The organism is Candidatus Omnitrophota bacterium (assembly GCA_025453395.1).
Classification (GTDB): domain Bacteria; phylum Omnitrophota; class Gorgyraeia; order Gygaellales; family Profunditerraquicolaceae; genus JAlOQK01.
This window is the reverse complement of sequence record JALOQK010000006.1, coordinates 79,014-89,202: the sequence shown is the minus strand read 5'-3', so window position 1 is coordinate 89,202 and position 10,189 is coordinate 79,014. Positions and strand designations below refer to the sequence as shown.

Annotated in this window: 13 protein-coding genes; all 13 read left to right on the top strand. The window is 40.5% G+C overall.

Going from position 1 to position 10,189, the window contains the following annotated elements; translation table 11 throughout:
* The first annotated feature begins 384 nt into the window (after nt 1-384).
* The 13 genes from MUF05_06560 to MUF05_06500 all read left to right on the top strand — a co-directional run bounded on the left by MUF05_06560 (nt 385) and on the right by MUF05_06500 (nt 10,182).
* Nucleotides 385-585 carry a cold-shock protein gene (locus MUF05_06560; protein ID MCU0666737.1) on the top strand — a complete coding sequence of 67 codons (201 nt, stop codon included), beginning with the start codon at nt 385-387 and terminating at the stop codon, nt 583-585.
* Nucleotides 586-661: 76 nt separating this feature from the next.
* Complete coding sequence (locus tag MUF05_06555; GenBank protein ID MCU0666736.1) at nt 662-802, top strand: hypothetical protein; 141 nt, start codon at nt 662-664, stop codon at nt 800-802.
* 153 nt (nt 803-955) lie between these two features.
* On the top strand, nt 956-3,328 hold the full coding sequence (locus MUF05_06550; protein MCU0666735.1) for a phosphoketolase family protein: 2,373 nt from the start codon (nt 956-958) through the stop codon (nt 3,326-3,328).
* 41 nt (nt 3,329-3,369) lie between these two features.
* On the top strand, nt 3,370-3,732 hold the full coding sequence (locus tag MUF05_06545) for a cupin domain-containing protein (protein ID MCU0666734.1): 363 nt from the start codon (nt 3,370-3,372) through the stop codon (nt 3,730-3,732).
* A 17-nt stretch (nt 3,733-3,749) separates the two neighbouring features.
* Nucleotides 3,750-4,142: a DUF4830 domain-containing protein gene (locus tag MUF05_06540; protein ID MCU0666733.1), complete on the top strand. Its 393-nt coding sequence runs from the start codon at nt 3,750-3,752 to the stop codon at nt 4,140-4,142.
* Between the two features lie 11 nt (nt 4,143-4,153).
* On the top strand, nt 4,154-4,390 hold the full coding sequence (locus tag MUF05_06535) for a hypothetical protein (protein MCU0666732.1): 237 nt from the start codon (nt 4,154-4,156) through the stop codon (nt 4,388-4,390).
* Nucleotides 4,391-4,406: 16 nt separating this feature from the next.
* Complete coding sequence (locus tag MUF05_06530) at nt 4,407-5,039, top strand: DedA family protein (GenBank protein MCU0666731.1); 633 nt, start codon at nt 4,407-4,409, stop codon at nt 5,037-5,039.
* Nucleotides 5,040-5,076: 37 nt separating this feature from the next.
* Nucleotides 5,077-6,102, top strand: a complete 1,026-nt coding sequence (locus MUF05_06525) for a DUF4118 domain-containing protein (GenBank protein ID MCU0666730.1) — start codon at nt 5,077-5,079, stop codon at nt 6,100-6,102.
* A gap of 7 nt (nt 6,103-6,109) precedes the next feature.
* Nucleotides 6,110-6,811: a response regulator transcription factor gene (locus MUF05_06520; protein MCU0666729.1), complete on the top strand. Its 702-nt coding sequence runs from the start codon at nt 6,110-6,112 to the stop codon at nt 6,809-6,811.
* 143 nt (nt 6,812-6,954) lie between these two features.
* Nucleotides 6,955-8,466, top strand: a complete 1,512-nt coding sequence (locus MUF05_06515) for a TrkH family potassium uptake protein (GenBank protein MCU0666728.1) — start codon at nt 6,955-6,957, stop codon at nt 8,464-8,466.
* Nucleotides 8,463-8,954, top strand: coding sequence for a DNA-binding protein (locus tag MUF05_06510; GenBank protein ID MCU0666727.1), 492 nt, complete (start codon nt 8,463-8,465; stop codon nt 8,952-8,954). The genes MUF05_06515 and MUF05_06510 overlap by 4 nt, the downstream gene beginning before the upstream one ends.
* Before the next feature lie 31 nt (nt 8,955-8,985).
* On the top strand, nt 8,986-9,423 hold the full coding sequence (locus tag MUF05_06505) for a pyrimidine dimer DNA glycosylase/endonuclease V (GenBank protein MCU0666726.1): 438 nt from the start codon (nt 8,986-8,988) through the stop codon (nt 9,421-9,423).
* A gap of 3 nt (nt 9,424-9,426) precedes the next feature.
* A complete protein-coding gene (locus MUF05_06500) occupies nt 9,427-10,182 on the top strand; it encodes a PD-(D/E)XK nuclease family protein (protein ID MCU0666725.1) in 756 nt (251 codons plus the stop codon).
* Nucleotides 10,183-10,189: the final 7 nt, after the last annotated feature.

Sequence of the window (10,189 nt, the reverse complement as noted above, 5' to 3'; positions counted from 1 at the left end):
GGGTATAAGACTCCCAGGCAGGTAGCTAGCGAATACTTACAAAGTAACGGCTTTGATCAGGGATTTAAATTTTGTCGCAATTAGAGTTGCAATTCGCCAATGTATAATAGATTAAAGATTCTACTTGACTAATTGGGAAAATGTGTTATTCTTAATAATATAGTAGAGATTAGAAGTCTTAAGGCCGCAAGGTTTAGGAGAACTAACCGCGCGGCTTTTTTGTTGCAGAAGGCAACACACCCGCGCAATTCAGATAAGCGCGGGGTGTAGACAGAAAGCAAAGCATTGTTTACCCTGTTAGAAGTTGTAGGTCTATTAGGTGAGTGTGATGCGGATTTCTAACAGGTTGTTACTATAATTCTAAAGAAAGAGAGGTAGCAAACAATGGTAAAAGGATCAGTAAAGTGGTTTAGTGACCAAAAAGGTTATGGTTTTATCACACCTGAAAACGGTAAGGATGTATTTGTGCATCATTCGTCTATTCAGGGTGAAGGTTACAAGTCTTTAGCTGAAGGCCAGCAAGTCGAGTTTGAAATCGAACAGGGGCCCAAAGGCGAACAGGCGACAAAGGTCGTTAAGTTATAACCTTAAAAAATAAAATAGGGCTCGGCATAAGAATATGCCGGGCCCTATTTTTTTATCTTTACAAGAAAGGTACAAAATGAACAGTTGCCAAAGATGCGGCATAAAATTATCGCATAATTATCTGGTTTCAATATTTACGCTTATAAATGAGAAGATAAAAAGAATGATAGTTTGTTTAAAGTGTAAGGATATTTTAAGCAAGAAAGAAAATAAATAACCGCCTAGAAATTCCTCCCTGAAATCTTCCAGCGTTGTTATGCCTTTTTAGATTATTATTAAAAAGGCATATCTGTGTTTACGATAACTTCTTCAACTTTAGATTGAAAGTGGTATAATTAGTAAAGATAAACCTCAACATAAGGGGGTATATATGAAACGCGTAAATAAAAGTGCATTATCTTCCGATTGCCTGCATAGTATTGACGCCTATTGGCGCGCCGCAAATTATCTTTCCGTGGGACAAATCTATCTTTTTGATAACCCTCTTCTTAAAGAGCCATTGGCGTTTAAGCATATTAAGCCGCGCCTTTTAGGGCACTGGGGGACTACTCCGGGTTTAAATTTTATCTATGTGCATCTTAACCGCTTAATAAAAGAGCGCGATCTGAATATGATATACATCACCGGACCCGGACATGGTGGCCCGGCATTGGTTGCCAATGCCTATTTAGAAGGAACTTACAGCCAATATTATCCAGATATTTCACAAGATGCCGAAGGGATGAAGAAATTATTCAAACAATTTTCTTTTCCCGGAGGCGTCCCCAGTCACGTGGGTTCAGAAACCCCCGGCTCTATTCACGAGGGAGGAGAATTAGGTTACGCCTTGTCACACGCGTTTGGGGCAGCGTTTGATAATCCGAATTTAATTGTTACTTGCGTTGTCGGTGATGGAGAAGCAGAGACTGGGCCTTTGGCTACAGCATGGCACTCTAATAAATTTCTGAATCCTGCTAAGGATGGCGCGGTGTTACCGATTTTGCATCTTAATGGTTACAAGATTTCTAATCCCACAATACTTGCCCGCATTGATAAAGATGAATTAAAAAAGCTTTTTATTGGTTATGGATACAAGCCGTATTTTGTGGAAGGTTCTGATCCAAAGGCAATGCATAAGCTTATGGCCAAGACACTTGAGGCGGTAATAAAGGAAATTAAATCTATCCAGGCTAAATCCCGCGGTAGTAAGAAATCTCTGCGTCGCCCGCGCTGGCCAATGTTAATTTTGCGTACTCCTAAGGGTTGGACTGGGCCTAAAAGCATTGATGGGTTAAAAACCGAAGATTATTGGCGCTCGCATCAGGTGCCTTTTGGGGAGATGGAAAAACCAGAGCATATCCGCGAGCTTGAACAATGGATGAAAAGTTATAAGCCGGAAGAACTTTTTGATGAAAAGGGGCGTTTGATTCCAAAGCTCTCAGAGCTTGCGCCAAAAGGGAAACGCCGCATGAGTGATAATCCGCATGCTAACGGCGGATTATTGCTGCGTGATCTAATGCTCCCGGATTTCCGTAAATACGCGGTAAAAGTTGATAAGCCGGGAGTAAGTGAATCAGAGCCGGCGAAGGTTATGGGATATTTTTTGCGCGATGTTATGAAAATTAATCATAAGACTAAGAATTTCCGTGTGTTTGGCCCGGATGAAACAACCTCAAACCGGCTGGGCGCGATTTTAGAAGTTACCAACCGTGCTTGGATGGCGGAAATTTTACCAGAGGATGATCATCTTGCTGTGGACGGAAGGGTAATGGAAATCTTAAGTGAACATACTTGTCAGGGTTGGCTAGAAGGGTATCTACTTACTGGAAGGCACGGTTTATTTTCTTGTTATGAGGCCTTCATTCACATTGTTGATTCAATGTTTAACCAGCATGCCAAGTGGTTAAAGACTTCTCGGCGCGTTAATTGGCGGCGTCCGGTCGCCTCATTAAATTATCTTTTGACTTCTCATGTCTGGCGGCAGGACCATAATGGTTTCTCTCACCAGGACCCTGGGTTTATTGACAACGTGGTGAATAAGAAGGCAGAAATCATCCGGATTTATCTGCCACCGGACACAAATACTCTTCTTTCAGTTACAGACCACTGTTTGAAAAGCCGTAATTATGTAAATGTGATAATCGCCGGAAAACATCCCGGATTGCAGTATTTGGATATGGATTCCGCGATCCAGCATTGCACTAAAGGTATAGGCATTTGGGATTGGGCAAGTAATGACCATGGCCAAGAGCCGGATGTGGTTATGGCTTGCGCCGGTGATGTGCCGACTTTAGAGACTTTGGCGGCAGTAGATATTTTACGGCAGAAATTCCCGGATCTAAAGATTCGCGTTGTGAACGTAGTTGATTTGATGACGCTTCAGCCGCAGAGTGAGCATCCGCATGGGCTTTCGGATAAAGATTTTGACAGTTTGTTTACAATTGATAAGCCGGTGATCTTTGCCTTTCATGGTTATCCGTGGCTGGTGCATCGTTTGATTTACCGGCGCACTAATCACAATAATGTGCATGTGCGCGGTTATAAAGAAGAGGGCACGACCACTACCCCATTTGATATGGCAGTATTAAATGAACTTGATCGTTTTAATTTGGCTGACGACGTGATCGACCGTGTGGAAAGCCTCAAGAATAAAGCTGCCCATGTTAAAGATTGGCTGCATAATAAACTTATTGAACACAGGCAGTATATAACTACCAGCGGTCAAGATTTGCCAGAAATCCGCAGTTGGAAATGGCCGTATTGAAATAAAGGCATAATGGGTTAGATAAATAGAGGAGCAAGAATATGTTTGTGAAGAAATTAAAAGATTGCCCGGAATTTATTTCTGGTGATGGAGTTATATTGCGAGAGTTGTTGCATCGGGATAAAGGGGATTTTACTTTTCGTTATAGCCTTGCGCATGCAAAGCTACCTTCAGGCAGGGCAAGCTCTCCACACCGGCTTAAGCATAGTGAAGTTTATTACATAATAAAAGGTAAAGCATTGATGCATATAGATAACAAATCGTGCGTCGTCGGACCAGGAGATTCAGTCTATATCCGGCCGCATGCGGTGCAATATATTAAGAATACAGGGAAAAAGATGTTGGAATTTTTATGTATTGTAGACCCGGCGTGGGAGAAGAAGGATGAAGAAATATTAAAATAGTAACTTCGGGAGGATGTATGAAAAAACTTTGGATAACAGCAATATTAGTGTTTATGTTGATGCCAATAAGTTTATTGTTAGCTTCGGATAAAGATGTGATTCTCGCGGAGCTGGAAAGATTAAATATACAAATTTCCACGGATATTCAGCCATACGAAACCAAAATCCCAACAGAATTTAACGGGCAGTATGAAGCAATTCTGAAGAGTGTTTGTCAGCAGGGAGGGTATGATATTTCTTCTTATGCCGGTAAGAAAGCCATGACAGTAAACCTGCCGATTGAGAATATTACTGATCAACAATTCAACATTGTTGTATTTAGCTGCGAAGAAAGAATTGCCTGCGCATACATAGTAGATAAAGATTCAGTCCCGGGAATGTTTGCGGTAAATGAAATAGCGCGTGAATAAAAGGGTAACTAATGAATGACGATATTAAAAGAGATTTGGGTGAACAGCCGATTGCTAAGATTATGTTTGAGCATGGATTTAAGCCGTCGGATCTGGTGAGTAATTCAACTGATCAGTTGACTCATAAGATGGTCAGCCGCGCAGTCAAGGGCAGGCGCTTGACCCCAAACACTAAAAAGAAGGTTCTTAACGCGCTTAATAAGGCAACGTGCAAGCAATATCGCATTGATGACCTATTTAATTATTGAAAAAGAAAGGGAAAAAATGAATTTTGTTGATTCAGTAAAGGCTATTGTGTTGTTCCCATTAAAGTTATTACGCAGGCTTTACGATTGGACCTTGCATTGGGCCAAAACACCGCAGGCGCCAGTTGCCTTATTTGCTATAGCATTTATCGAGAGCTCATTTTTTCCTATCCCTCCTGATGTTTTGTTGATCGCGATGGTAATTTCCCGAAGAGAGAGATGGTTTAGCTACGCTCTTATCTGCACTATTGGCTCAATATCGGGAGCGCTATTGGGTTATTTTATCGGCTGGAGCTTGTTTGAAACCATAGGTAAATGGATCGTATCATTTTATCACTTTGAGAGGCAGTTTGAGGCCGTTGGCAAGATGTACGCTGATAATGCCTTTATGGCTATTTTTTCGGCTGCCTTTACGCCTATTCCTTATAAAGTTTTCACTATTGCCGCGGGGGTTTTCAGGATTTCCCTTACTATTTTGGTTGTCGCTTCTATTTTGGGCAGGGCAGGGAGGTTTTTCTTAGTAGCAGGGATGTTGCGTATCTTTGGAGAGAAAATAAGTAAATTTATAGAGAAATATTTTGATTTGATATCTATTTTATTTGTCGTCGCGCTTGTTGGTGGTTATATGATGATTAAACACTTAGTGCATTAAAAAGGCAGTATAAAAATAACAAAACTAACCGTAATACATGCAAAAGAATTTGCGTAGTAAGATTTATCCCTATCTTATAAGCGTGAGCCTTGTTTTTATCATAACCTTGTTGGGTGAAGTTGTTAAAAGAAGGCTTGAGCCGACTAATATAGTGATGTTTTATCTTCTGGCGGTAGTAATAGTTGCCATTCGTTGGGGGCAAGGGCCGGCTATATTAACTTCAATATTAAGTGTTCTTGTTTTTGATTTCTTTTTGATCCCGCCGTATCTTACTCTGAATGTCCACGATATAGAGTATCTTTTTACCTTTGCAGCTTTTTTAGCAGTCGGGCTTACCGTAAGCACACTTGCTTCAAAAGTAAGATCGCATATTATCCAACGTCAGACGGAAAAGCTTCATACAGCGCTTTTGAACTCAATCTCACATGATCTAAAAACTCCGCTTGTTTCTATTACCGGAACCTTAAGCGCGCTTTTAGATAATAAATCAAATCTTTCCCCACAGCAAGAAAATGAACTTTTGGAAACTGCCCATAGCGAATCCGGCAGGTTAAATCATATTGTAAATAACCTTTTGGATATGGCCCGGACAGAATCCGGAGTGCTGCGGATTTCTAAGAAGCCCTGTGATTTACGGGATTTTATCGGCTCCTGTCTTGAACAGTTAAAAGATAAGATAGCCAGCCGTCAGATAAAAATAAACATCCCTAAGGATATGCCCGAAGTGGCAGTGGATTTTCCGTATATGTTAAAGGCCTTATTAAATATTATTGATAATGCTTTAAAATATTCTCCAGATGGCTCTCTTATTGAAATTGAGGCTTTTTGCATGGGTGATAAAGTACGTGTTTCGATAAAAGATTATGGATGCGGTATCCCTAGCGAAGACTTGGGACGCATTTTTGATAAATTTTACCGGATCCAGAGCGTGCAAAACATCTCGGGGACGGGCTTAGGTTTGAGTATTTCAAAGAATATTATTGAGGCCCATGGCGGGCATATTAGTGCGGAAAGCGTCTTTGGTAAAGGTACAACATTTATTATAGAGCTTCCATTGGAGTAAAAATATAATGGTAGAACAGAATAATTTAAGAATTCTTGTGGTAGATGATGAGAAATCCATACGCAGTTTTCTTAAGGCGTCTCTTGGTGCTTACGGGTACAGCGTTTTTGAAGCGCAGACAGGTAAAGATGCGTTAACCGAATCAGTTAGCGCGCATCCGGATGTTATTATTCTTGATTTGGGGCTTCCTGATATTGATGGGAGGGAAGTTATAACGAAGATCCGCAAACGCGCGAAAATCCCAGTCATTGTGTTATCAGTAAGAGATGACCCTCTTGAGAAGATTGCCGCACTTGATGCCGGAGCAGATGATTATTTAACCAAACCTTTCTCTGTTGGAGAATTGCTGGCGCGCCTAAAAGCAGTGATGCGCCGGCTTTTGCCTTTAGAAGAGGAGGAAACTTTGCGCTTGGGTAAACTTGTTATGGATGTTATAAGCCGCAGAGTAACAGTTGAAGGTAAAGAAATCAATTTATCTCCCACTGAATATGATATCTTAAAACTTCTTTTTTTAAACATTGGTAAAGTCCTTACCCATAAACAGATTCTGCGTCAGGTGTGGGATAAAACAGAAGATTACGAAGGGATCCTGCATCTTTTGCGCGTAACAATGAGTAATCTGCGCGGTAAAATTGAACCTAACCCGGACCGGCCAACCTATATTCTTACTGAGCCCGGCATAGGCTACCGCCTGCATTTTGATGATTAACTGCTGGTTTTGACCTTTTTTTGACTTGTCTTTCTAGCTTGCCAAGCGTATCGTAATTTAATAGAACAAATACAAAGATAGGTTAGATTTATTTAAGCGCCAGAGTATTTTATGCTCTGGCATCTGTTTATTGGGACTTTATTATGATACTCAAGCCCGAACTAAACGATATTAAGAATATTTGCTATTATCTGGGGAGAATAATTCTCGGTATTGGTTTGACCATGTTTTTACCATTTATTGCCGGAGTTATTTTATTCCATGAGCCTGATCCGGCTTTGGATTTCTTAATAAGCGCTAATATAGCGATATTTATTGGTTTAGTTTTAAGCTGGCTATGCAAAACTAATAAGAATTTGCATATTGGTCCGGCAATGGTAGTTATTGCTCTTTCGTGGCTTTTGGCAATGGCGCTTAGCGCTATCCCTTTATTACTAAGCGGGCATTATAAATCTTTTCTTGATGCTTGTTTTGAAACTATGTCTGGTTTTACTACAACAGGCTTGACGCTTGTACAGGATTTAGACCACCTGTCACGAACGCACAATTTGTGGCGGCACTTAGGGCCCTTTCTTGGAGGGCAGGGTATTGCTATTGTTGCGATTTCATTTTTGGTTAGCGGCGCAGGTGGGTCATTAAATCTATATTTTGGTGAGGCGCGCGATGAGAAATTGGTTCCCAATGTTATTGGTACAGCGCGTTTTATCTGGGTTATTAGCATAGCGTATTTAATCTTAGGCGCAATTATTTTAGGCCTAGTGGGAATATCTATTGGCCTAAAACCGCAAAGCGCTTTTTTTCACGCAGTTTGTATTTTTATGGCCGGATTTGATACCGCTGGTTTTTCTCCGCAATCCCCGAACATACTTTATTATCACAGCCTCATGTTTGAGATTGTTACGATTTTCTTCATGGTTATTGGTTCATTTAATTTTAACCTGCATTATCAGATCTGGAGAGGGAATTTTAAGGAAATATGTAAAAATATTGAAATGCGGACTTTATTGTTTGTCGCGATGATCGTTACTTTGATCACTCTGGCTGGTTTGGAAAGATTTGGTGTTTATTCTGACGGTATGGTGCTTTTTCGTAAAGGGTTCTTTCAGGTTATTTCAGGTCAAACCACAACTGGCTATATGACTATATATGCCCAACAGTTTATTAAAGAATGGGGGGATTTAGCCTTAACCGGGATAATTCTTAGTATGGCCTTGGGCGGCTGTGTCTGTTCTACGGCAGGCGGTGTTAAAATGCTGCGCGTGGGGATTATTTATAAAGCATTCCGGCAGGACATAAAAAGAACTATGCTTTCTTCAAGCGCGATTGTCGTAGAGAAGTTCCATCACATAAAAACTGTGTTTATTGAAGATAAACAAGTGCGCGCGGTTTTCATTGTTACCCTCGGGTATTTCTTTCTTTATGGATTAGGCACTCTTGTAGGTGTAGCATTAGGCTATCCTTTCTTAGAGGCTCTTTTTGAGTCAACATCTGCTGCCGCTAACGTTGGGCTTTCCTGCGGCATAACTGATACAAGTATGCCATCCATATTAAAGGTGACCTATATTATTGAAATGTGGGCGGGGAGACTGGAGTTGATTTCGGTTTTCGCGCTTGTTGGTTTTTGCGTGGCGATTGTGAAAGGCAAGAGAAAATGAAAAATTATCTCTTTTTTATGATGCTATGTTTAATGCTGGCTGTTCTTTGCGCTGATTGTTATGCCCAGGTACTCACAAGTATGGATTTGATAAATAATGCTAAAGAGTACGAGGGTAAAATAGTTAGTTATAAAGGAGAAGTTATAGGCGATATAATGATCCGCAAAGATTACGCTTGGGTGCATGTAAACGATGGCGTTATCGCCATTGGTATTTGGGTTCCCAAGGCAATGGTTCAGAACATTCAATTTGCAGGGGATTATCAGAAAAAAGGCGATATCGTAGAAGTTTCCGGAACGTTTCACCGAGCCTGCCGGGAGCATGGAGGAGATTTGGATATTCATGCTTCAGGGATAATAAAAATAGCTTCCGGTAGCCCGATTACTCATCCTTTAAGTAGAAAAAAAGTTAACATCGCAGTTTATTCTTTAGTGCTGGTTTTACTGTTCTATGCTTTAAGTAAATTTCTTCCTGCCAAATCTTCTTGATGCCTGTTCCATCCAGCTTTATAATATCAACATGCGATTATGGAGTATTCATCCGGAATATCTTGATACAAAGGGATTACTTGCCGTATGGAGAGAAGCGCTTCTTGCGCAAAAGGTCCTTTCTGGCAAGACCAAAGGTTATAAGAATCATCCCCAGCTTATAAGATTTCGTCAGCATGCGAAACCTCTTGAGGCAATCGGATTTTATCTATACAATATATATAAGGAAGCAACCTTAAGAGGTTATAATTTTCAGAAGGATAAGATATTTAAGCCTAATAAAAGGGTTAAGCCAATAAAAGTTTTACGTGGGCAGGTTGTTTTTGAATTAAGGCATTTTGCAGTTAAATCAAAGAAAAGAGATAAGGCCCGCTTTAAGGAAATTTTAAAAGTTAAACGAATAAAGTTAAATCCTTTATTTGATCAAATCCCAGGTGGCATAGAGCTTTGGGAGAAAGTGCAAAAATAACGCATGTCTAAATATTATACCGGAAGAAGGACTAAGAATTTATTTGATCCGCAAAGTAAATATCCTTTTCGGCTTAGCCGTTCCAAGGTAGAGCTTTTTGTGAATTGCCCGCGTTGTTTTTATCTGGATAGAAGATTGGGTTTGGGCCAGCCTCCGGGGTATCCGTTTGCTTTGAATTCCGCGGTAGATAAGCTTTTAAAAAAAGAATTTGATCTTTACCGGGGGCAAAAGAAGGTTCATCCTCTGATGGATAAATTTGGGGTAAGAGCGATTCCCTTTCAGCATAAAGATCTGGATTTATGGCGAGATGCGCTGCGCGGCGGGATAGAATATTTGCATGTGCCAACTAATCTTTTGATCGGCGGCGGTATTGATGATGTCTGGGTGGGGCCTGCAGGAGAATTATTTATCGTTGATTACAAAAGTACTTCTAAGGATGAAGAGGTAACTTTAGATGCGGATTGGCAGATTTCCTATAAAAGGCAGATGGAAATTTATCAGTGGTTGTTCCGAAAGAATAACTTTAAAGTTTCTCCAACCGGATATTTTGTTTATTGTAATGGCAATACCGGCAAGGATACATTTGACGCAAAATTAGAATTTGATATCAAGATTATTCCTTATGAAGGTAATGATGCTTGGGTTGAGCCGGTGATCTTTAAGATGCGTGAATGTTTAACAAGTGGAGTTTTGCCTACATACAGCGCGGATTGCGACTTTTGTACTTATCAAAGATCTTTAAAAGAAGTTGGCAGTTAAGAGAAAG